The following is a 22,993-nucleotide window of genomic DNA, read 5'->3' on the forward strand; positions in this document are numbered from 1 at the left end:
TCATCAGGTCACAGTATTATTTATAATAAGTCTGTCTTGTGACTTTATAAATCTCACAGTTAATGTTCTTCAATTTTTCTGTGTGACTGAATGATTCACCAATCCGCAGCGCAACGCTCTTTGAGGCATGATTGTCCGGATGAATAATACTGATCACTGACTCTAACCCCAGGTCGTCAAAGGCCCACTTTAGAGATGCTCGTGCGGTCTCTGTCGCATAGCCCTTACCCCAGTGTTCCGGGCTTATGCCCCAACCCAGTTCAATGGCTGGCCAACCGTGAGGTTCCCATAAACCCACCCGTCCAATAGCCTCTTTCGTCTCGGTCAGTTCAACCGCCCAAAGACCAAAGCCTTTAAGCGCCCAGTGTCCGGCCAGAACCGCCAGTATTCTCCAACTATCGTCACGACTCAACGGTTTTCCATCACCCAGATATCGCACGAATTCAGGGTCAGAATTCAATCGATAGAGTGCTTCCGAGTCCGAATTCCGCCAGCCTCTTAGTGTTAACCTTTCTGTTTGAATAACGGGTGTGGACATAGTCGTTCGTCTCATAGCTAATACAGTACAGTTATTTCAAATGTTGTATGGTCAGCGATCTAATCACAGACCATACGATGATACAGAGAATAAGCGGGAAGCTTTACTCTTTGACGATTTCGCGCTTGTAATTGAGACGTTTGGCGGCATCGATAGTCAACAACTGCATAAAGGCTTTGGTCTCGTAGTCATTACCGACGGGAGCGCCATCACTGCCACCACCAAAAACAGTGGTTGGCACTTTACGCTTGGCATAGGCATCCGCCCAAAGTTCCTGAATTTTAACTTCAGCGTCCAGCTTCTGCGCCAGAGCATTATCTGCCTGCAAAATAACTTTCTTCTGGTAGGCTTCAGCATCAGCCAGGGTGCGCTGAGTCTGAGCTTCTATCTTGGCTTTCTCGAAATTAATCTGAGCCGTTTCTTTCTGAATTTCTGCTTCGGCTTTCAACTTTTCAGCACCCGTAATTGCTAACTGCTTATCAGTCTCGGCTTCTGTCGTCTTTTGAATCTGCTCAACTTTGGCTTTCGCCTGTCTCTCGGCAACTTCACGCTCACCACGAGCAATAGCCAGCAGTCTCTGCTCTTCTTCCTGAACACGCTGTTCACGAGCGATAGCTCTGTCAGCAGATGCTTTCTGCTTGAGCTGCATACGTTCAATGAACTTCTGGTTTGGGTTCATATCCGTCACCAGCGCTGAAACAACCGTAATTCCATAATCCGTGAATCGCTGGGTTTTACGCATAGGCAGACCAGTTGCATCCAGCACCTTCTTTACCACAAAGACGGTTTTGGAGTCCTCGCCATACTCCTCCTGATCAGTGCCCAGAGCCGCGTTAGCTGTACCACTGCCTTGTCGGCTAGTTGTAATCGTTACCTCTTCTCGCTTAACGAGATAAATGCCGCTACTCATCTGTTTTTCAAACTCGGAGTTAAACTCGGTACGACCACCTGCATAGTACTCTTCAGCCGCCATCAGTGAAGCGTTAGCCTGCAATGTTTCCTTAAAGGCTGGAAGCAATGCGGTACGAAGCAGGTTTTCAGGAGACCGGTATTCATGAGCCAGTTTTAAAAAGCCTTCTTCATCGGCAGGGATGGCAAAGCGAACCGTTGCTTCGGCATGGGCATCGACCTGATCGAGAAACATAATGCTCAGAGGCGGCAGAGATGCAGAGGCACTGTCCGGGTCTTTTTCTGAAGTAATGGCATTGGATAAGGAGCCGGAAGCCGCCTGTACTGTCATGGCTCTTTTCCATGAGTTATACCGACCAAAAGGGTAAAACTTATAACCGATTTCAGTGACAACCGCTTCGTTACCCGTGACGGTTCTAACATGATAGATATACCCCGGCTCGGCATAAAAGAAAGACTGCGACAGGACATAAGCCAAAACCAGTGCAGCTATCCCTCCCAGAATACCCTTACTGTTTATAGGCAACTTTTTTTTTGACAATACTTCTGAATCCATCAACTGAACATCCTGCTATTGTTCTGGTTCTATTTCGAGCAGGAAGCATACATAGACTGTCGTGTTAGTTGCAATGTTAATGTTTTGAGAAGTTTTGATGACACTACATTCCCGAGAATCATCTTTAAAAAGTAGCTAGCAATAAAAAAGGACGCCTAAAGCGTCCTTCAAATGTGAGACTAAGATTGAGGAAAGTGCCAAAGCATCGCCCGATACAATCTCATAATTAACGATTAAGTAAGAGCTCAGGACTTCTTCACCGCCGCACGCTCTTCCTCAGACATGCCTTCAATATACGCAGTCACTTTCGCACTCATTTTTTCCAGACCAGCCTGTGCCAGGAAAATACCACCATCGACTTCAATATTTTGACCGGTAATGAATGAACACAGATCTGACGCTAAAAATACACTGGCATCGGCCATATCACGAGGCTGTCCTAAACGCCCCATTGGGGTGTAGTCACGCACATCTTCCAGGGCTTCAGGCATGGTATCTCTGAGGATCTGGCTTGCCGGTGTTTCAATATAACTTGAACTGAGGCTGTTCGACTTAATTTTCGAACCATATTCCAGCGCCACTGAACTCGCCAGACTGATCACCGCAGCCTTGGACGCAGCATAAGCACTCTGCCCTGAAATTGGCTTAACGCCAGCTCCGGACGCTATCGTGACAATGGAACCGCCCTCTTCTTGTTCCATGAACATTGGTATGACAACGCGAAGGGCGTGGAAAACGCCTTTCAGATTGATATCCAACATCTGCTGAAACATATCCAGCGATGTTTTATGCAGAGGGCTTACCACGGAGGCTCCGGCATTATTCACCAGCGTAGTTAAACCGCCGAGGTCTTTAACCGCCTTGTTAATCACCTGTTCCATCATCTCAGAGTCAGTCACATCAACCTGATAGGCGAGAGCGCCCAATTTATCCCCGGCCGCGAATGCACCTTCCCCGTTCAGATCCAGTATTGCAACAGAAGCACCTTCTTCGATGAAACGGTTAGCAATTTCATAACCAACACCTTGTGCCGCTCCGGTAACAATTACCTTCTTACCATCCAATAAACCCATACCGAAAAAGTCCTGTGACACTTGTGCAAAAACTGAAGACTATTCGACTTACTACCCAGTGCACTAGACGGTGTTCAGTAATAACAGTTCAAAGTATTCAGCATAAATAAAATCAAACTGCGGGAATTTGTCATTGTTCGCTCATAAGTACCTGGACATATGAATTCATAGATCATGAACCTGCTTTAGGCGGGTGTTTAATATTCGAATACGTGTGTCCATACACGTAAGTCAGCCAGTCAATATCGCAACATCAGTAAAAAAAAGAACTGATATAGTTCAAAGAAACGACCTCAGATAAAATAGATAGGTTGCATCAATAAAGGCACAGATGTTTCGTCAGAATCTGAGACACTGAAATAGGGTTTAGAGCGTTTTATTTGAAACACAACAGGATTAAATAAGAAGAAAGGCGATGACAAAATCATCACCTTTTAAAATCATGACCGCTCTTATCGGCCTGCTCTTGGTTTGGTCGGCTTGCGAGATTTATTTTTAGCGGGGCGTGATGCTGGCTTGCCCTGACCGGATTTACCATGAGCGGGTTTACCCTGCCCGGATCGACCGCCAGTATTCGAACGACTTCTGGAATCTGACGCGTTACCTGCTTTACTTCTTCCGCCACGGCCTTTGCCCTGTCCAGATTTTTCTGAACGACCGCCTTCTCTGGATGAACCATCAGATGAGCGTTGACGTGCAGACGAATCGGCACCTGAATGGCGCTGATGGTTTTTCTTACCTTGTGAGGATTTTTTAGTCTGTGATTTAGTACCAGGTGCAGCTTCTGAAGAAGAGTGTTCAATCAGTTTGGAGATCTCATGCAACTCTTTTTCAGTTAAATCACGCCAGTCACCAATCGCTAAACCTTTCAATGTGACATTCATAATTTTAACTCGCTCCAGCTTGAGTACCTGGAAATTAAAATGTTCACACATGCGACGAATTTGTCGGTTTAACCCTTGCACCAGGACAATTCTGAAACTGTTACTGGTAATACGCTCCACTGTACATTTTTTAGTTCTGGTTCCCAGCATAGGAACCCCACCGGCCATACCTTTAATAAACTCATCGGTAACCGGTTTGTTCACTGTCACAATATATTCTTTGTCATGACCGTTACCAGCACGCAGGATTTTATTAACCAGATCACCATTGTTGGTTAAAAATATCAGGCCCTGGGAATCCTTATCTAATCGACCAATCGGAAAGATCCGCTTACTGTGGCCAACAAAATCAACCACATTATCTCGCTCAGCGGCTTCTGTTGTACTGACAATTCCTACTGGCTTGTTCAGTGCAATAAATACCAGCTGTTCTTCGTCCCATGGTTCTATTTGCTGTCCATTGACCTTAACCAAATCACCGGGCGCAACCTGATCACCAACCTGAGCACGAGCGCCATTAATATAAACATTGCCTTGCTCAATAAACCGGTCGGCCTCACGACGAGAACAGACACCACTTTCACTGATGTACTTATTAAGTCGAATTGAAGGTTTGGAAAAAGCTGAACTAGACATACAACATCCGGACTGAAGTGGCTAGCTGAAGCGTCGTCTTCAGACCAGACCAACAAATTGAAATCCGCGGAAGACTAACATTTTTCGGCATGGACAGAAATCCCCAACGTCAGGCAAACAGGCTGTTTCGGACAAGCAGTAGGCACTACCCGGAAAACTTGTCGCTCAGCGGTGGAGTCATACGCTTCATCTACTGTCGACACACTACACCGAGAAGCATTGCCTGAACCCAGCTTGAGTTAAGGAAATAGAAACTAAACAAGAACATTTATTCGTTTTATTATTCAATAACAGTCAGTTGCGATACGTGCTCTAAGAATACACGTAAAATATACCAAATTTATTATTGTCCAGATCTCTGAAGTACGCAGCGAATACTCCAGGCTTCCTTTCCCCAGGGGCACCTTCGCAGCTTCCACCCAAAGATATGGCTTTTTCATAAACAGCAATAACCATTTCTTTTGAATCAGCTTTCAAACCGACCATACTGCCATTGCCATTCGTAGCAACCAGCTCATTCTGAGGCTTACAGACAGCAATACCAACAGAACTATCTTCAGATTTCCATAGAATGGCATTGTCATTATTAATAGATTGTCGCGCCCCAAATATAGCAAGCAATTCATTATAAAATGCTTCAGCTTTTTTGATGTCGTTTGAACCTAAAAGAATGTTGCTAATCATGTTTAATAACTCCGGTTGCTAACGCTGTCTTCACTGACGGGTCTGGTAACGTGCTTTGTTAGAGTGCCGCTTATTTGATAGTTTCTCTGTACCCTCACCTTTAATCATTCCAGACGCAGCTAATCCAAGCAAACGTTGAAACTTTGGGCATTCCATATGGCTGGGAGCAGGACAATCAGCGGCATGCCGAAGTCCATCACGCATAGCTATCAACTTCTGAATGGTATTATCTAATTCATCAGCCTTACTCACCAGCATTGCTCTATCAATATTGGGCGTTCCTTTTGAGCCTAAGATCTGAGCAATTTCAGCCAGTGAAAAACCTGCGACACGCCCCAAAGCAATTAACCCTAATCGCTCCAGTATATTGGCGTTGAAAACCCGCCGTAAACCTTCCCTGCCGACAGATTGAATTAAGCCTTTCTCCTCATAAAACCGTAATGTCGAGGCGGGCACACCAGAACGTTTTGCTACCTCAGCGATATCCATAACTTTCTCTTGACCTCAAGTCGACTTGAGGTTGCACACTATCAACAGTTTTATTTCAAGACAAGTTATGGAGAAGGTTATGAGCAACCTGTTATTTATAATATTAATTGGAGTTGGTGCAACGGCAGCAATGGACATATGGAATCTTATTCGCAAACCACTGTTTGGAATTCCATTTTCAAACTACGGCATGATGGGGCGCTGGATGGGCCATATGGCACACGGGCAGTTTCGTCACGACGCCATCGCAGCAGCCCCCTCAATAGCTGGTGAACAGGTCATAGGATGGACCGCACACTATGTAATAGGCGTCATCTTTGCTGCTTTATTGGTCGGTCTTTATGGCAATGGGTGGGTGGGTAATCCCACGATTGGGCCTGCACTCGCTGTTGGCGTTGCGACAGTGGCCGCTCCCTTTTTATTAATGCAGCCCGGAATGGGTGCAGGAATAGCCGCTTCACGAACACCCAATCCAGCTTCAGCACGATTACACAGTCTGGTAAATCACATTGTATATGGCCTTGGTTTGTATCTTTCTGGCTGCGCAGTGCAAATGGTCAGCGCTGTTTAAAATCTATTTTGAGAGGTTTATTTGAAGATCATATTAAGTATTTTTTCGGCGGTAGGATTTACCGTCACTGTTCTGCTTTCAATGGGTTTGTATTTTGACATCAAAGAGATGGATAAAACCGAAGGCGGCTATGAGGCTCCGTACGCAGGAGCTATTGGCGAAACCATTGACTGGAATAGTATGGATTTAACGAGAACGGGGCTTGTTAGGCGTGGGCATGTAATAAATTTCATCGTCAATGGCACAACAGGGATGATCAGCCTGGAGTTTTTTGGCATTGAGTTTAAAACCCGAAAATTATCACAACGAGCCATTGTTGTTCATAAGCCAAGGGAAGCTTTCATTCGTAGAGGCTTTGCCCCTGAATTCTAGATTACGCATAAAATCATACAGACTGACTACTTTGTCTGCTGGCAATCCTATGTATCACCTTACCTGATCGTAAGTAAGGTGATCACCTTATCGAATCAAAATCAGCGCTAAGCGTCGAATACGACTCTAATGTAATGAGCTTTTCTTGTAACGTATGTGTAGAAATTGCGCTCAGTCAGCCGCTGTGGCTTCAACTTCAAACATAAGCCCGGGGATAGCTAACCGAGTAACCCCGAGTAACGTCATAGGCGGATTAGCCTGAACAGGCCCGAACCTGCTTCCAAAGATATCAAAATTCTTCAAGGCCTCATCAACGTCGGTTGTATAAATACTGAGACGTGTAATGTTCGCCAGCCCCATATCAGCAGACTCCAGGACTGCAGTGAGGTTGTCGAGGGCAAGAACCATTTGACTGCGCATATCATTCAGGTGCTGAGGACTGCCAGCAGAATCAACCGCTGTTTGCCCAGAGCAGTTGAGTTGCCGTTTGGCACCTTCAATGACTTCAGCCTGGTTGTAGCCAATATCAAGTGACCATGACCACGGGTTGATGGGTGTTCGTTTCATGAATATCTCCAATTGATGCGTTTACTGTTCACGGCGATTGACCGTTTATCAATGGTGACACCATGAACTGACAACCCTGTGTCAGGAGTGTTTTGTTAATCGCGCCAATGTGCAGCTAGCTGAGCAGATAGTTTCTGTAATTCTTTTCTGATTGAGTCTCCTTTAATCACCCTGACACCATCGGTGTATTGCAGAAGCCAGCGAGCCATATATTCCGGGAGGTGAGTTAAGAAGCGCATCTTCACTCCATCCGGCAACGTCTCTTCATCGAGAAAACCAAACATATAGCGCTGCTCTTGAACGTATCGCGCAGCATCCGGTGTAAAGAGCAACTCCACTTCCTGTAGCTCATCATGGCCAGACTTTTCATTAACGTACTGCTGAAGAGTTATTCTACTGTGGCGAGGAAACTGTTCAGCCTGTGTGACAAAGGACATAATTCGGTCAAGCCGAAAATCCCTGTACGCACACCGCAAACGACACCAGGCAACCAGATGCCAATGCCAGCTGTAATAAAAAAGACCGATGGGTTCGAGGCAACGCTTTGTCTGCTTTTGGCTGCTAAAAGCGGCATAATCAATTTCAATGACCTTTCGATGCACTAATGCATCACGGCATTCTCGCAACCAACGGTCACTGCTCTCCTGAGTTTTCTTTTGTGTTCTTTCAGGGTCGCATTCTATGGATGAATTCTGATTAAATTCATCGATAGGAAAATGACTGCTTGTTGGCAATACTTCAACATCCGTATCAAAAGAGCTTAGATAATCTTTACCTTGACGATCAACAACTGCTTTTATTTTATTTAAGGCCTGTTTGAAATCTTTTAATGAATCAGCATCAAGGCTCGATACCAGCAATTTTTCACCCAGCAAAAGCGAAGCGGCTTCGTCAAGCGTGAAAGAAACAGGGGGGAGATGGTAACTCTTTTCAAGAAAATACCCGACACCCGCCTCTGAGCCTATGGGTACACCGGCTGTTTCAAGCGTTCTTATATCGCGATAAATAGTTCGATCGGAAACATCAAAGTACTCGGATAAATACTGCGCCGTTACAACAGAACGTGTTTGTAGCAATAATAAAATGGATGTCACTCTATCAAAACGATTCATTCTGAGCCATGGTTATAATTATTCGTTTATATTGAGATGGCGCTGGCCAATCAATCTACGACTGAACAGCAGGAAATACAATGTCATAACGGCGACGTAATGCTCTTCCCCCTTTATTCCATCCGTTCAGAAAGTACCAGTTTTTCAGCCCAGGTCGAGCGAGGCGTTTCTCCTTGTGACTGTATTTTATCTTGAAGAAAATTCACAAAGGCGCGAATGCGCGAAGGCAAGAAGTTACGGCGGGCATACACCATCCAGACACCATGATCATCAGGTCGATGAAAGTGCGTTATCGGAATTATTTTTCCGGATTTCAGCCAATCGCGTGCAATAAAGTGCGGAAGTTGTGATAGCCCATAACCCTGTGCACAGAGCTCTGCCATTGCCTCTCCGTCATCAACAATCAAAGGAGAAGGTGGTTCGAATTTTTGAATGTCCTGATCACCCTCCTGAAAAAACACGGGTAATACACGCCCACTCTGGCGAAAACGAAAACATACCCACTTTTGCTGCTTTAGGGACACTCTATCTCGGTTGATAAGGTTTTTCTGAAAAAAGTCAGGCGAGCAGCAAGTGATATAGTCAATAGGGCTGAGCTGACGAGCCACAAAAGAAGACTCCGCTAAAGTGCCACTGCGGATGGCAATATCTACGTTTTGATGAATCACGTCTACGTAGCTGTCATCGAACGATATATTCAGTGTGATATCAGGGTATCGCTCACAAAATTCACCCAGCAGAGGTAAAACATAGAGACGCCCGTAAGAGACCGGCATGTTGATTCTCAAACAACCCTTTGGTGCATCGTTCGACGACTTCAGTTCATCTTCACATTGTTCCAGCTGCCCCAAAATCTGACGTGCAGTGGCGACATATATTTGACCATGTTCAGTTAATGTCAGCTGCCTTGTGGTGCGATGAAACAAAAGCAGATTCAGGCTGTTCTCAAGTCGTCCTATTGCCTTGCTGACAGTTGAAGGGGACATCCCTAACATCACAGAAGCACGGGCAAAACTGCCATGATTAACGACCGAAACGAATATACGCAGTAGATTAAGCTTGTCCATTGATGAATATCATTCACTTCTGTTATGACATTAATGATATTTAATCACTTCTGAATATTTCTTAGTATCCCTGTGACGAAAAAACTTATCGCTTTTTGATCAACAGGAGATCATTACATGTTTAAAAAACTCTGGACCAGAGCCTCTGCAATCATCACCGTTTTCTGTGTTGCAACTCTGCTTTCAACGGCTTCCAATGCCGCCGATAAAAAGATTGGTATTATCGTATTTGATGGTGTTTTAAGCTCGGATATCACGGCACCGATGGAAGTGTTCGGTGTCGCCAGTCGTAAAAGCTGGTTCGATGATTATGAAGTGATCACGATCAATACGGGTGTTCAGGATGTCATAAAAACAGAGGAAGGCATCAAACTTAAGGTTGATGCTTTTCTAAAAGACCGCCCGAATGTTGATGTGCTGCTTATGCCCAGTGCATACGACATGGATCCTTTACTGAGTAATAAGGAACTGGTCGACTATATTCGCACGACAGCAAAGAGTGCTGAGTGGATGGCAAGCAATTGCTCTGGCGCTTTTCTATTGGCTGAAGCAGGCCTGTTAAATGGCCGTAAAGCCACTACCTGGGCAGGCGGTGAAGGTGGTCTACAAAAAGAATACCCTGACGTTGATGTCCAGATTGACCAGAACTATGTGATTGATGGCAACATCATTACGTCTAATGGCAGTGTCGTGAGTTACCAGGCGGCACTGGCTTTGTTGGAAAAAATGTCCTCGCCGCGTAAAGCCGATGAAGTGAGAGATGCCCTGCAAATGTCTCGGGTGTGGAATGCAGATTTAAACAAGTAAATCATGAAAGAGTATCAGCTACACCGTTGATACTCTTTATTTCATGCACGTTGAAAACCGAAAACAAAAAGGCCAATGAATATCGATACCTTAACTATCACTAACTAGAAGTTATAATGGGCACCATATATCGAACCAAATTGTGAGAGAGTATCCGGTCGGAAGATTCTCGAAATAAAAATCCATCGCCATATCTGAAATTAGCGGTTCAGAAGCTCTGCATTTGTTGGAAACTCTTCAAGCAATTCCACCAGTTTTCTAGCGCCATCTACAGGCTTAAGGTGAGTGAGTGCTCTCCGTAAAACGGTTATGTTTTTAATATCTTTAGGGTTCAGGAGCAGTTCTTCACGACGCGTACTGCTTTTAGCAATATCCAACGCGGGGAAAACTCTCTGACCTGCCGCTTCTCGTGACAGGACAATTTCCATATTACCTGTACCCTTAAATTCTTCGAAGATAACCTGATCCATTCGGCTTCCGGTATCAACCAGGATAGTGGCCAGAATGGTAAGTGATCCACCATTTTCTATCTTTCTGGCTGCACCAAAAAGTTTTCGTGGTATTTCAAGAGCTCTGGCATCGACTCCTCCAGACATGGTACGACCGCTGCTCTTTCGTTCTGCATTATGCACTCGCGAAAGTCTTGTGAGAGAGTCAATAACAATCATTACATTGTGACCTTCTCCCGCTTCTTTGAGAGCCGTATCAAGAAGGTTGTTGGCTACACGGATATGTTGTTCATAGCTCGCATCAGAAGACGATGCATGCACTTCTGCTGGTACGTTGCGTTTAAAATCAGTGACTTCTTCTGGTCGCTCATCAATAAGTAATGCATAAAGCTTTATCTCGGGGTAGGCTTCTCCCACGGCTTGGCAAACATGCTTTAAAATGGTTGATTTCCCGGAACCTGGAGGGGCTACAATCAGACCTCTCTGCCCCATTCCAATAGGAGCGATCAAATCGATGGCCCGAGTAATGAGTTGCCGAGAACCGGATTCGAGGCAAATAAACTGGGAAGGATTGACAGCAACGCCGTTTAAAAAACGTTTTTTGGGGTCAGTATGCACTTCAGCCTTGACTGGCTCATCTACTTTCTCGGAGTCTTTGTTTTTTTTCACCTTTAAAGATAAAATTTTTCTCGTCATGATTTTCGTCTATAGCTCTGGAGAATTAAGTGTTTTTCGACGTATCTATAGTAGCCCAATGAAAAAGACTGCTGATTGAAAAGCGTCGAGAGTGACTGGATTTTTCGGTGGTATTCAAATACTCGGCTTAACTTTTATTATCGATACATATCAATATCTTACAACACTTAAATTCAGATACCTTTGTTTTTTTTAGTCTTTTCTTGTCTGTATTGGTCAATGTTTGGACGGATTATTGACATCCATTTATTACACGAAGAATACCAATAATCATTAATTAAGAACTTTACTACTTAACCAAACAAGCTTTCAATGGTCTTCATCAGAATAAACATACGTATTCGAGCATCGTACTTACACAAGAACTCAAACCCGTACTTTGCATAGAATCTTTCGGCAGCATCAGCCAGACAATCAACCACGAACGCTCATATGAGAGTTTATTGCCCATAGATATTTCAGCGCATTGATCAAACAGATCTTACTAGTCCTTGACCATAAAACTCACCATACACTGCAAGTTAAGCAAGAAGAAAAGCAGGAATTGAACAGCTTGGCAGCTTCTGATTAGGCAATGGCATGAGTGCAGGCAAAACCATTGTGCGGCTATTACCTGCATGCATATGCTTTACGGCCTGAGTTTTGATAAACAGATTCAGCTCATGCTCCCCACAATTGAAAGAGTCCCGATCATTGATGGCTTTATCCAGCTCACTTCACACCCTTCTTCTCTGTAAATGCCAGAGCTTCTTTCAGTGGATCGTTCGGTACTTTTGCCTGTTCACAGGCATTAGTGAATCTGTCAAAGAGATCATCATCAAATGTGATACTTTCGTACTGTTCAATGACCTGAGTCGAGTCTTCATCTATCAGCTTAACCACATACTCGGTCAAACTCTTTAAACCCAGCAAGGCCGAAGCCTTTTCAGCCTTAGCCTTGATTTCCTCATCAAGCCTTAAATCCAGTCGTTCAGTTGCCATCAGGTCTCCATTTGTATGGAATATTTCTGTATGAATGATTGTAGCCCTGAGGTGGAGAGAGCAAGTGTACGGATAAGTGGCGGAAAGTATCAGAAATACCTGAATGGATCAGTTAAGCCGATATAGCATCTGGAGCTCATCGTACTCCGTAAGTTAAGCAAAATCAGAGCTTTTTCCTCAACATCAGCCGAGTTTATTGCTTCATAATGGCTTTCACCAATCACAAAGGAGATCTTCTTGTTATGACTTCTTACATAAAAGTTAGTGATACTAATATTCGTATAAATAACAATAAGGAGATGAAATCTAATCCATAAAAAAGTGGGAGGCTACTATCGATGATAACGGATAAAACTAGTTTATTAAGCTCCTCCCCACCTACTCACAATACCCAGGAAGCAGTTGATGTCTTCTTCTGTGGACGAAATATTGAATTAGCAAACTTCACTGAACTAGCATTAAACGCTGGAACACTTATCTCTAAAGGCCGATGGGGGGAGGTACACAGGTCAAAAACTCTAGGAAAAGAGGTTGCTGTAAAAAAAGTGCGAGCAGATATTTCGTCAGATAAGTCGCTTGAAGTTTATACAAATGAGATAAAGATACTCGAACACATATCTACTCTGCCAAACCGTGAACATATTATTGACTACTATTTAGGTTTTTGGGACCAGTCGCTTCCAGTATTTATTTTCGAACTTGGCGACATTGAACTTAATAAACTCATGCTCCAAAAATCCAGTACATTCACTCACAGGAAATTCAACAACCTTTTATATCAAACACTTTCTATGCTGAAGTTTTTAAATGACAATTCTTTATATTTTGGTGATTTTAATTTCAGGAATATGGTTTACTTTCATGGACAAGATACTATTAAATTGATTGATTACGGGTGTTGCTATCAGAATGACCATGATTCATACCGACCACCACTCAAATCACTCAGCATGTTGGGAGCCAATGTCTTTAGATACCAGTTTATGGCGAAGGATCATTTAAATAAGCAGCCGATCGGGGCTGATGAGTGTCTAAAAATGATAACTTCGAGCAAGGACGCGAAGCCATTATTAGATCGCGATGATTTATGGATGGAATCTATGACAAAAACTGCGAAAACGATTATTACATATTCTCTCGTATATCGGCCAGAAAGAGGTGAAGAAGTACTACAGCTCAAAGAGCAACTATCTGAGCGTGAGCCTTTAGTAGACACACATAGGGCTGGCTAAAAACTATCACATAGAGCAGTTCTATTCATCATAGCGGAGCACTCATTCAATGATCAAAGATAGAGTTGAGATATGCTAAAGTCAGTAGAGATAATCTGACAAACTAAAAAAATCAGAAAATAATTAAAGACGGTAAATTGAACTGTGTTTCTGCATGATTTCATACATAGTCACTAATCATGTTTATAGCTATGACTCAACCTCTGTTGTTCTAACAGATTCAACCTGCTCAAAATCAATAGTAAGTTTTTCTTCGTAATTGCCACGATCATTTTGGTCGAAGTAATAAGTACCTAAACGTTTAGAGTTGTCCTCCAGTACCTTTTAAAACCACTTTGAATATTATCAGCTTCTCTTGTACTGAAGGTGGATGTTTCAACTACACCACTACTTTTAGATATACCTTCACTAAATACTTCATAACTCACCCCATGTATTAATAATAGATGCTTTTCGTTGAAAACAATATGGTCACCATTTTAATAGAAGAGCACTGACAGTATCCTACATAGTAGTCAGTGCGACGTATTTTCAATCATAGTGACTTGTTAAGTATTACTCGTATAGAAACACATTTTGTTCTTATCTAAATCTCTTATATAGGCTGAATGCATATTGGAACGTATTTTAGGTTTCCCTTCACAAACACTGCCTAAATCAAGCGCTTTTTTATACAATCGATTAACCTCTTCAACTGAATCAACATGGAAGCCAAGCATTGTTCCATTACCATTCGACGCTGGATTTTCATCGAACGGTTCAGCTATAGCAAACATAAAGTCTTCGTTACCCCATAGCGTCATTCGCCCTTGGTCATGAATTTTATTTAATCCACATCCATCAAATAATTCATCATAGAAGGCAACAGCCTTTTCCTTATTATTTGTTCCAAACACGAAATAATTCATTTTCATAGTAGATACTCTAATTGTGTAACAAAGATGTTTAACAGCTTTAATGAGGAGCTGTCTATGAAGAAACGTAAAAAATACCAAACTTATTCTTGTCTAAGTCTCTGAAGTAAGCAGCAAACACTCCAGTTCTTCTTTCCCCAGGCGCACCCCCGCAGCTTTCACCCAAAGAAATGGCATTTTCATAAACGGCAATAGCCATTTCTTTTGAGTCAGCCTTTAAACCAACCATACTGCCATTGCCGCTAGTTGCTACTAGTCCATCGTGGGGTTTGCAGACAGCTATACCCACTGAACCATCTTCAGACTTCCATAGAATAGCTTTCTCAGTATTCATGGTTTGCTTTGCGTCAAAAATTACAAGCAATTCATCATAGAATACTTCGGCTTTCTTGAGATCGTTGGAACCTAAAAGAACATTGCTAATCATGTTTAATTACTCAAAGCATATAATGATTTTTACTTTATTAGTTGAGCGACAAGATTGTTCAACTCAGCAACATTTTTAACGATATATACATTCTTATTAACGTTACTTCCTTGTAATTTGGACAAAAAATCATCATTCCAGAATTTTGGACATAACTTCAATATTTTATAGCTTTCCAGTGTACCTTTAAGCACTGAGCTGCCTTCTGGCCACCCTTCCGGTTTTGAAAACAACCCTTTTATAAGTCGTTTCGTAACAAACCAGTAGCTTACAAAATACGGAAGATCTATATATATTAAGGTATCGGCGGCCTTTAAACGTTCGTTGAATGAACTAATTGGGCCGAAGCCATCAATAATCCAGTTTTCTGAATTCAATATTCGCTCATGCGCTTTGTCGAATAATTCACGCTCAACCAGCTCGCCATCAGGTTTGTAGACGATTGAATCTAGTTGATGGAGCTTAATACCCGTAGCAGAAGCAAGAGCTTTACTAACTTTTGATTTTCCGCTGCCTGGTTTACCAAAAACTGCTACCTTTTTCATGGAAACTCCCTCTAATTGTTAGGTTTCCCATAAGGCAGATATGAAGAACCCACCTTTATGGGTGGGGTTACAAATAAAGCTCGTAACAAATCCCACCATTCCTATGGAATGATGATAATTCGTTCTTTAAGTTGCTTTAGATTGGTTTTCATCTAACCACTTTTATATAGCTGATGTTTATTGTCAATGTAATTTGACAGGAAATATGTGATTGACGCTGAGCATAAAACACTTACATGTGGGGCTCGCGCTAAGGGTAACAGTCCCAACGTTGCATTCTGGGGTGAGAACGGTGAAAGGACAGGCAAGCCATATCCTGAGACACGCGTTCGCCAGTCACTTTATGATGAATGGGAGAAACATCAGGGTACTGCAAACTATACTCGGCCACTGCGATATCAAGATGACGGAGAAGTACGCAAAATTCAGCAAGGATTATCTGACAGATGCCGTACGTTTAAATCCGGTAAAAGATATGGATACTTTGTGGACAATTGAGTAAATGGGAATATAGTGCAGGGGATTTATTTAAGACAATCAAAGACTTACAGAAGGGAAATGGCGGTGAGGGAGGGATTCGAACCCTCGATACGGCTACAAACCGTATACTCCCTTAGCAGGGGAGCGCCTTCAGCCTCTCGGCCACCTCACCGGAATTGCCAGTAATATTACCTGCAACCCGTTGGAATGCAAGTCCTTTTGCCGAGCAAGACGACTAGCGTCTTATCTTGCCAATTTTGAACAATAAACAGCCAGAAACAAAGTCCGGACAAAAAAATACCCAACTCTTTAGCCGGGCACTCTTTATTCCATCAACTCCAGCAACGCTGACTGCTGATGCTCAGGTATCACTTCAAACAGTCAAAAGGATTCGGCTGCATCAGAGCCAGGGCCTTCTTTTTCTTTCTGGATGCGTTGATAGATTTCTTCACGGTGAACAGCTACTTCTTTTGGTGCGTTAACACCAATACGGACCTGGTTACCCTTAACGCCCAGTACTGTGACAGTGACCTCGTCCCCGACCATCAGGGTTTCTCCTACGCGGCGAGTCAGAATCAGCATACAATCTCCTTATTTACATCTCTGTAAGTCAACGAACGTCAATCCTGAGCACGGCGGTGCATCGGTTCATTGCCTTAAAAAACTCCACGAGGAAGTTTCCAGCCCTACATTACAGTTGCACAACAGTGGAACAATAGTTGGTGTATTGATTCCTTGTATACTGCCTTGTAAACGCTTCAAGCAAAGCAACAGCTGCCAGTTTACCGTTTCATGCCTAAGAATTTCTCAGCTAACGGAGTCTAGCCACCGAACTCAATATTTCCATGCGTATTTCTACTAGCAGAGAAATGTAATGGTAAATTTCAAGATTAAAATAATCGGGCACAGAGCATTCTAGTAGAAGTTTTCTGTACCCGTTCGAGAATAGTGATGTTTCTGTCTGACTTCCGTATTTCCATGGCTTACCAGGTACAATCCTTCGGTCAGTCGCCGCCTAGACAATCACTATTCCCCTGTGTCGAGGGGCTTCCGGATTTTAGACCTCGGTCTCCTGCACTGGTTCCCGGTCCAGCTCAAATACTGAGTGCAGAGCCCTTACCGCCAGCTCCAGATACTTCTCAGCGATGATCACGGACACCTTGATTTCAGAGGTGGAGATGATCTGAATATTGATGCCCTCACCGGCCAGCGCCTGGAACATCTTGGTCGCTACGCCTGCATGGGAACGCATACCTACGCCAACAATGGATACTTTGGCGATTTTCTCGTCGCCATCGTACTCACGGGCACCCAGCTCTTCGCAGATCTGCTTGCAGACCTCCAGCGTACGCTGGTAATCGTTGCGATGAACGGTAAAAGTGAAGTCGGTGGTGCGGTCATCGGATACGTTCTGAACGATCATATCCACTTCAATATTGGCCGCACTCACAGGGCCGAGGATGCGAGACGCTACACCGGGAATGTCTGGCACGCCTTTGATGGTGACTTTCGCTTCGTCCCTGTTAAATGCAATGCCTGATACAACCGGTGATTCCATAGCTACTTCCTCATCAATGGTAATAAGTGTTCCGGGGCCGTCCTGGGATGAATGCAGAACGCGTAATTTAACGTCGTATTTGCCAGCAAATTCAACGGCACGGATTTGCAACACCTTGGAACCCAGGCTGGCCATTTCCAGCATTTCTTCAAAGGTGATCTTGTCCAGACGTCGGGCACCCTCAACAACACGAGGGTCCGTGGTATACACACCATCAACATCGGTGTAAATCTGACATTCATCGGCTTTCAGTGCAGCGGCCAATGCCACAGCCGTCGTATCGGAGCCACCACGACCCAGCGTGGTAATGTTTCCGTGTTCATCACGACCCTGAAAACCCGCTACAACCACAACACGACCTGCGTCGAGGTCAGCACGCATATTTTCTTCATCAATCTGTTTGATGCGTGCTTTGGTGTGGGAACTGTCGGTCAGAATAGAGACCTGGCCACCCGTATAGGAACGGGCCGGGCAACCTCTTTCGTTGAGAGCCATCGACAGCAGGGCAATGGTCACCTGTTCTCCGGTAGAGAGCAGCACGTCCATTTCCCGTGGAGTCGGTTGTTTTTGAAGAGTGTGGGCGAAGTCCGTTAACCGGTTGGTTTCACCACTCATGGCAGAAACCACAACCACTACGTCGTGTCCCTGCTCGCGGAATCCTTTCACCTTGTCGGCAACGCCCTGGATGCGCTCCAGACTGCCGACCGAGGTGCCGCCAAATTTTTGTACTAACAGCGCCATTATTATTTCGTTCTACATCTATGAGCCGATTCGGGAATTTACCACAAATACCACTATAAAAAAACGGTGAATACTTACAGAGCCCAACAAAAACGGGCTCTATAGCCCGTTTTTGTTACAACAGATATAACCCTGAAGGATTACCTTATAACTTCTCTTCCAGCCAGACCGGAATAGATGCCAAGGCCGCAGCCGTGTTTTCTGGCTGAGAGCCGCCACCCTGCGCAAAGTCAGGACGACCGCCACCACGGCCACCTACCTGCTCGGCCACCATCTTCAGCAGATCGCCCGCCTTAACCTTGCCGGTCAGGTCTTTGGTCACACCTGCCACCAGTGGGAACTTCTCATGACCCGGAACGGCCAGGAAGATGACGCCGGAGCCCAGCTTGTTCTTAAGCTGATCCACCATATCGCGCAGAGACTTAGGTTCAACACCATCCAGTTCGGTCGCCAGCACTTTAATGCCTTTGACGTCTACCGCTTTGGAGATAAGGTCGGAACTGCCCGCGGAAGCCAGTTTCTGCTGCAACTTCTGCAGTTCTTTTTCCAGCTCACGGTTACGATCGAGCAGGCCGGATACCTTGTCCAGAACATTGTCCTGAGAACCTTTCACCAGACCGGCAATAGATTTCAGTGTATCTTCAACCTGCTCCTGACGCTGGTCAGCCGCAACACCGGTGACTGCTTCAATACGACGAACACCCGCTGCAATACCGGATTCAGACAGAATACGGAGAGAACCGATATCACCGGTACGTTCAGCGTGAGTACCACCACAGAGTTCGATGGAGAAGCCATCTGCACCCATGGTCAATACACGCACTTCATCGCCGTACTTTTCACCGAACAGTGCCGCAGCGCCTTTGGCTTTTGCCGCTTCGATGTCCAGCAGTTCTGTTTCTACGACGGTGTTAGAACGAATCTGTTCGTTAACAATACGCTCAACTTCACGCAGCTCTTCAGGCTTAACCGCTTCAAAGTGAGAGAAGTCAAAACGCAGCTTTTCGGCGTCGTTCAGGGAACCTTTCTGATTAACATGGTCGCCCAGTACACGACGCAGTGCTTCGTGCAGCAAGTGAGTGGCAGAGTGGTTTAGCTCAGTTGCCTGACGTTTGGCCATATCGACCTGCGCTTCAACCTTGTCACCTAACTTAATGCGACCGGATTGAACTTGAGCAATATGCAGATGGTTATCACCCTGCTTCTGGGTATCCAGAACTTTCAGGGAACCACCGTCAAACATCAAAGAACCTGTGTCGCCTACTTGACCACCGGACTCAGCGTAGAAAGGCGTATTTTCCAGAACAACCGTTACCTGCTGACCTTCAGCCGCAAAATCGACTGGCTGACCTTCAACGAACAAAGCGGATACCGCAGAACCGTCTTCCAGCTTATGATAACCGGTAAACTCGGTAACACCTTCCAGAGTCAGCTGATCGTTGTAATCAATGCCGAACTTGCTGGCGGCACGAGCGCGTTCACGCTGAGCTTCCAGATGTGCTTCGAAGCCTTTCTCATCAACGGTCAGCTCCCGCTCACGAGCAATGTCGCTGGTCAGGTCAACTGGGAAGCCGTAAGTGTCGTAAAGAGTAAACACTACGTCACCTGGAATTTCAGTACCGGACAGTGCGGCCAGTTTCTCTTCCAACAGGCGCATGCCCTTGTCCAGAGTCTTGGTGAATTGCTCTTCTTCCTGCAGCAGAATACGTTCAATCTGCGCCTGATTCTTTTTCAGGTCCGGATAGGCGTCGCCCATTTCACGAACCAGAGAAGCAACCAGCTTATAGAAAAAGGAATCCTTGGCACCCAGCTTGTGACCGTGACGGCAGGCGCGACGAATAATACGACGCAGCGTATAACCACGGCTTTCGTTGGATGGCATTACGCCGTCGGTAATCAGGAAGCAGGCGGAACGAATATGGTCAGCAATAACACGCAGTGAAGACTCAGTGGTTTCAACACCGCCGAGAATACCGGAAGCGTCTTTCAGCAGGTTCTGGAAGAGATCAATATCGTAGTTGCTGTGACCGTCCTGCATGATGGCCGCAATACGCTCCAGACCCATGCCGGTATCAACAGAAGGTTTTGGCAGAGGCTGCATTGAGCCGTCGGACTGACGGTTGTACTGCATGAATACCACGTTCCAGATCTCGATAAAACGATCACCGTCTTCTTCCGGTGTGCCCGGACGGCCACCCCAGATATGGTCACCGTGATCGTAGAATACTTCGGTGCACGGGCCGCAAGGACCGGTATCACCCATCTGCCAGAAGTTGTCAGATGCGTACGGTGCACCTTTATTGTCACCGATACGGATAATGTTTTCCGCGGGCACACCCACTTCGTTCAGCCAGATGTTATAGGCTTCATCGTCAGACTCATAAACAGTTACGCACAGTTTTTCAGTTGGCAGCCCCAGACGCTTGGTCAGGAATTCCCATGCGTAGTTGATAGCGTCCTGCTTGAAGTAGTCACCAAAGCTGAAGTTACCCAGCATTTCAAAGAAGGTGTGGTGGCGGGCAGTGTAACCCACGTTTTCCAGGTCATTGTGCTTGCCGCCAGCGCGCACGCATTTCTGGGAACTGGTGGCACGCGTATACGCACGCTGTTCCCGTCCAAGAAAGAGGTCCTTGAACTGGTTCATGCCTGCGTTGGTAAACAGCAGGGTCGGGTCGTCGTGAGGCACCAGAGAGCTGCTGGCCACGATTTCATGGCCTTTTTCCTGAAAGTAGTTCAGAAATGCAGAGCGAATCCCGGCACTTGTTTTATCAGTCACACGAGTCATACAGGTTTTCCACCAGGGGATGTTCTATCAGTGAAAGCATGATTCAGGTGTATGCATCCTCTGGCATAACCGATTCATACTTTCCATAGGTATTAGTGCAAAAACGCCATTATATAGAAGGCAAAAGCAAACAGCTATGCACGGCTCAGGCTGTTGCAGGAGATTTTGAATGGAAATTCTCGCAGAATGAGACCAGCTTTTGCATCAGAATGTCACTTTCATCCAGCAAGCCTTCCTGCTCAAGAATACAGGCCGCGACTTCTGCGGTGCAGAGACCTTTTTCCTGCTGGTTTCTTCGCAGTGTGTAGACCGACTTTCTGTCTACATTCAGGAACTCCAAGGGGAGCTGGTGCAGGTAAGGGCTCTTACGATAGATTTTTCGAGCTTGCTGCCAGGTGCCATCAATTAATACATAAGTCGTTACAGGCTGTTTTTCCGGCTGACTAATTCCAGTGTCCTGTTGATAGGTTGCAAACTCTGATGGGAACACTAGTACTACTTTATGAGCAGGGCTCTTAATCCTGTTCATAAGATCAACAGGTTCTTTCACCCTACTCCACTCACCTATAGAAAGTGGTACTGATAAATCCTTTAAGAGCTGCCCTGTATTACTTGCTTTTGCCAGTTCATTAGCGTGGATCAACAAGTAGAACTCTATCGCTTTACTGTTCTCTTTTTCGTTCATCAATGCCTGTTTCATTTTATCCAAACGTCGCAATCTCAGTCGATTAGAAAATCCTGTGCTATATCTGAATCTCTACACATAAAAATATCTTTATGTGAAATAAGAATAACATTCACATATTAATCAAGCCTCCGACGGTACACCTGTCAGCTGAAGTAATTGGAGTATAATTGATGGCCAGCCTCTGGAATGAGTCAAACAAGCTACAAGTCATAAGTTCTGACTCTGGTGTACTGATACAAAACCCGGGATCACTGAAGCCATCACCTGCCCATCAGTTGAAGGACATCTCGGTAGATGCCACTCTCATCTTTGAGAAAACAGGTATTCATGTAGAGCTACTGGCTGGTAATAGCTATCTGGTACTGACCAGCAATCAGGCTGGCCAAAAAGTCGCTATCAAGGATACCGTTTTTTTCCGTGCTCTCAATAATGAAGCGGATATTGCCCCCCATCACAGACTCGATGAACAAATTCATCAACACGAAGGTGGCTTCAGTTCACCCGCCATTATTGAACTTGGCAGCACTTCTTCTATAGCGTCGTTTTATTCAGCACCACAGTTATGGGCCATGCCACTGCTTGACCCACCGAACTACTTCGCACTGAATTCGGTTTCTGTCGGCATTAGAGCCAGTGGTTTGCTGGTGTCGGGCCGATTGTTTGCAACTTCTCCAGAAGGGGCATTCACGGCAAACACTCCTTCTATAGGACAGTATCAACCTTTATCAAGCCCTGTAATGGAAAGCAGTGCTGCCTGGATAAGGAGTGATGCGCTTGCTTTCAATAGCTATACACCATACGGACTGAATCAATCACAGCCAGAAGTTATAGCACCTGTCTCATCACTTTCTTCGTCGCTTCCTGCAACTTCATACGACAGTAGCCTTGTAAGTAATCAAATAGTTGATAGCGTTCAAACTGGTACAAACCTTGTTGATGAAGATGTCGTTCATATCGCTCATGATGAGGTTACACCAACAGTCAGCGATGCAAAGCCCAAACTAGCAACACAACCAGAAGCCGAGAAAGAAGCACAACAACTCGATGACACCGGCAAAGAGCAAACCGCTGCATCCGATCTTGGGAAAGAATCTAAAGGTACTGACGGCGAAACTCCGCCGGAACAGTCAAAGGTAAATACCGAGACACCCCCCAAAAAGCAGGACATTCCTCCGACCGAAGAGGCAGAGGACAGCGACAATCAACAACAACATCTGGGCGACACCGACGGT

General features: G+C 45.0%; 24 protein-coding genes and 1 tRNA gene. 6 read left to right on the plus strand and 19 right to left on the minus strand.

Annotation, left to right across the window (positions count from 1 at the left end):
- Positions 1-16 precede the first annotated feature (16 nt).
- The 6 genes from EOPP23_RS18025 to EOPP23_RS18050 all read right to left on the minus strand — a co-directional run bounded on the left by EOPP23_RS18025 (position 17) and on the right by EOPP23_RS18050 (position 5,769).
- The gene (locus EOPP23_RS18025; protein ID WP_153767580.1) at positions 17-538 is read right to left on the minus strand and encodes a GNAT family N-acetyltransferase; all 522 of its coding nucleotides are present in this window, start codon (positions 536-538) and stop codon (positions 17-19) included.
- Between the two features lie 103 nt (positions 539-641).
- A complete protein-coding gene (locus EOPP23_RS18030; protein ID WP_153767393.1) occupies positions 642-2,003 on the minus strand; it encodes an SPFH domain-containing protein in 1,362 nt (453 codons plus the stop codon).
- A gap of 245 nt (positions 2,004-2,248) precedes the next feature.
- On the minus strand, positions 2,249-3,076 hold the full coding sequence (locus EOPP23_RS18035) for an SDR family NAD(P)-dependent oxidoreductase (protein WP_153767394.1): 828 nt from the start codon (positions 3,074-3,076) through the stop codon (positions 2,249-2,251).
- Between the two features lie 452 nt (positions 3,077-3,528).
- The gene (gene rluF, locus EOPP23_RS18040) at positions 3,529-4,596 is read right to left on the minus strand and encodes a 23S rRNA pseudouridine(2604) synthase RluF (protein ID WP_153767395.1); all 1,068 of its coding nucleotides are present in this window, start codon (positions 4,594-4,596) and stop codon (positions 3,529-3,531) included.
- Positions 4,597-4,908: 312 nt separating this feature from the next.
- The gene (locus EOPP23_RS18045) at positions 4,909-5,280 is read right to left on the minus strand and encodes a VOC family protein (protein WP_153767396.1); all 372 of its coding nucleotides are present in this window, start codon (positions 5,278-5,280) and stop codon (positions 4,909-4,911) included.
- Positions 5,281-5,310: 30 nt separating this feature from the next.
- Entirely contained in the window at positions 5,311-5,769 is a 459-nt protein-coding gene (locus EOPP23_RS18050; protein ID WP_153767397.1) for a helix-turn-helix domain-containing protein, read from the minus strand.
- A gap of 79 nt (positions 5,770-5,848) precedes the next feature.
- On the opposite strand from EOPP23_RS18050, the gene EOPP23_RS18055 reads away from it, so the two are divergent.
- Complete coding sequence (locus EOPP23_RS18055) at positions 5,849-6,340, plus strand: DUF2938 domain-containing protein (RefSeq protein WP_153767398.1); 492 nt, start codon at positions 5,849-5,851, stop codon at positions 6,338-6,340.
- Positions 6,341-6,361: 21 nt separating this feature from the next.
- Positions 6,362-6,712, plus strand: a complete 351-nt coding sequence (locus EOPP23_RS18060; RefSeq protein ID WP_153767399.1) for a hypothetical protein — start codon at positions 6,362-6,364, stop codon at positions 6,710-6,712.
- 171 nt (positions 6,713-6,883) lie between these two features.
- Here the strand turns inward: EOPP23_RS18060 and EOPP23_RS18065 are convergent, their stop codons facing one another.
- The 3 genes from EOPP23_RS18065 to EOPP23_RS18075 all read right to left on the minus strand — a co-directional run bounded on the left by EOPP23_RS18065 (position 6,884) and on the right by EOPP23_RS18075 (position 9,458).
- The gene (locus EOPP23_RS18065) at positions 6,884-7,279 is read right to left on the minus strand and encodes a RidA family protein (protein ID WP_153767400.1); all 396 of its coding nucleotides are present in this window, start codon (positions 7,277-7,279) and stop codon (positions 6,884-6,886) included.
- A gap of 95 nt (positions 7,280-7,374) precedes the next feature.
- Positions 7,375-8,391: a YafY family protein gene (locus EOPP23_RS18070; protein WP_153767401.1), complete on the minus strand. Its 1,017-nt coding sequence runs from the start codon at positions 8,389-8,391 to the stop codon at positions 7,375-7,377.
- A gap of 113 nt (positions 8,392-8,504) precedes the next feature.
- The gene (locus EOPP23_RS18075; RefSeq protein WP_153767402.1) at positions 8,505-9,458 is read right to left on the minus strand and encodes a LysR family transcriptional regulator; all 954 of its coding nucleotides are present in this window, start codon (positions 9,456-9,458) and stop codon (positions 8,505-8,507) included.
- A 117-nt stretch (positions 9,459-9,575) separates the two neighbouring features.
- Here EOPP23_RS18075 and EOPP23_RS18080 point away from each other — a divergent pair, with 117 nt between their 5' ends.
- The gene (locus EOPP23_RS18080) at positions 9,576-10,265 is read left to right on the plus strand and encodes a DJ-1/PfpI family protein (RefSeq protein ID WP_153767403.1); all 690 of its coding nucleotides are present in this window, start codon (positions 9,576-9,578) and stop codon (positions 10,263-10,265) included.
- Between the two features lie 200 nt (positions 10,266-10,465).
- On the opposite strand, the gene rho is transcribed toward EOPP23_RS18080, so the two are convergent.
- Complete coding sequence (gene rho / locus EOPP23_RS18085; RefSeq protein WP_153767404.1) at positions 10,466-11,410, minus strand: transcription termination factor Rho; 945 nt, start codon at positions 11,408-11,410, stop codon at positions 10,466-10,468.
- A gap of 711 nt (positions 11,411-12,121) precedes the next feature.
- Positions 12,122-12,391 carry a DUF1778 domain-containing protein gene (locus EOPP23_RS18090; RefSeq protein WP_153767405.1) on the minus strand — a complete coding sequence of 90 codons (270 nt, stop codon included), beginning with the start codon at positions 12,389-12,391 and terminating at the stop codon, positions 12,122-12,124.
- Positions 12,392-12,729: 338 nt separating this feature from the next.
- On the opposite strand from EOPP23_RS18090, the gene EOPP23_RS18095 reads away from it, so the two are divergent.
- A complete protein-coding gene (locus EOPP23_RS18095; RefSeq protein ID WP_153767406.1) occupies positions 12,730-13,623 on the plus strand; it encodes a protein kinase in 894 nt (297 codons plus the stop codon).
- A gap of 548 nt (positions 13,624-14,171) precedes the next feature.
- On the opposite strand, the gene EOPP23_RS18100 is transcribed toward EOPP23_RS18095, so the two are convergent.
- From EOPP23_RS18100 to EOPP23_RS18110, 3 genes are read right to left on the minus strand one after another with little or no spacing between them, the layout of a single operon-like run.
- Positions 14,172-14,537: a VOC family protein gene (locus tag EOPP23_RS18100; protein WP_153767407.1), complete on the minus strand. Its 366-nt coding sequence runs from the start codon at positions 14,535-14,537 to the stop codon at positions 14,172-14,174.
- 55 nt (positions 14,538-14,592) lie between these two features.
- Positions 14,593-14,964, minus strand: coding sequence for a VOC family protein (locus tag EOPP23_RS18105; protein ID WP_153767408.1), 372 nt, complete (start codon positions 14,962-14,964; stop codon positions 14,593-14,595).
- Between the two features lie 29 nt (positions 14,965-14,993).
- The gene (locus EOPP23_RS18110) at positions 14,994-15,509 is read right to left on the minus strand and encodes an adenylate kinase (protein ID WP_153767409.1); all 516 of its coding nucleotides are present in this window, start codon (positions 15,507-15,509) and stop codon (positions 14,994-14,996) included.
- A gap of 292 nt (positions 15,510-15,801) precedes the next feature.
- Between EOPP23_RS18110 and EOPP23_RS18115 the strand changes: the two genes are divergently transcribed.
- Positions 15,802-16,011, plus strand: coding sequence for a tyrosine-type recombinase/integrase (locus EOPP23_RS18115; protein ID WP_370514816.1), 210 nt, complete (start codon positions 15,802-15,804; stop codon positions 16,009-16,011).
- A gap of 57 nt (positions 16,012-16,068) precedes the next feature.
- Here the strand turns inward: EOPP23_RS18115 and EOPP23_RS18120 are convergent.
- The 5 genes from EOPP23_RS18120 to EOPP23_RS18140 all read right to left on the minus strand — a co-directional run bounded on the left by EOPP23_RS18120 (position 16,069) and on the right by EOPP23_RS18140 (position 21,773).
- Positions 16,069-16,161 (minus strand) — tRNA-Ser (locus tag EOPP23_RS18120).
- Between the two features lie 209 nt (positions 16,162-16,370).
- A complete protein-coding gene (csrA, locus tag EOPP23_RS18125) occupies positions 16,371-16,571 on the minus strand; it encodes a carbon storage regulator CsrA (RefSeq protein ID WP_153767410.1) in 201 nt (66 codons plus the stop codon).
- Positions 16,572-17,046: 475 nt separating this feature from the next.
- On the minus strand, positions 17,047-18,288 hold the full coding sequence (locus EOPP23_RS18130) for an aspartate kinase (protein ID WP_153767411.1): 1,242 nt from the start codon (positions 18,286-18,288) through the stop codon (positions 17,047-17,049).
- Between the two features lie 145 nt (positions 18,289-18,433).
- Entirely contained in the window at positions 18,434-21,073 is a 2,640-nt protein-coding gene (gene alaS / locus EOPP23_RS18135) for an alanine--tRNA ligase (RefSeq protein WP_153767412.1), read from the minus strand.
- A 145-nt stretch (positions 21,074-21,218) separates the two neighbouring features.
- A complete protein-coding gene (locus tag EOPP23_RS18140; RefSeq protein ID WP_228550791.1) occupies positions 21,219-21,773 on the minus strand; it encodes a tRNA-uridine aminocarboxypropyltransferase in 555 nt (184 codons plus the stop codon).
- Positions 21,774-21,931: 158 nt separating this feature from the next.
- On the opposite strand from EOPP23_RS18140, the gene EOPP23_RS18145 reads away from it, so the two are divergent.
- Positions 21,932-22,993: hypothetical protein (locus tag EOPP23_RS18145; protein ID WP_194842668.1), on the plus strand; the 1,062-nt coding region annotated here is incomplete at its 3' end.

This window comes from Endozoicomonas sp. OPT23, assembly GCF_009653635.1.
Lineage (GTDB): Bacteria > Pseudomonadota > Gammaproteobacteria > Pseudomonadales > Endozoicomonadaceae > Endozoicomonas_A.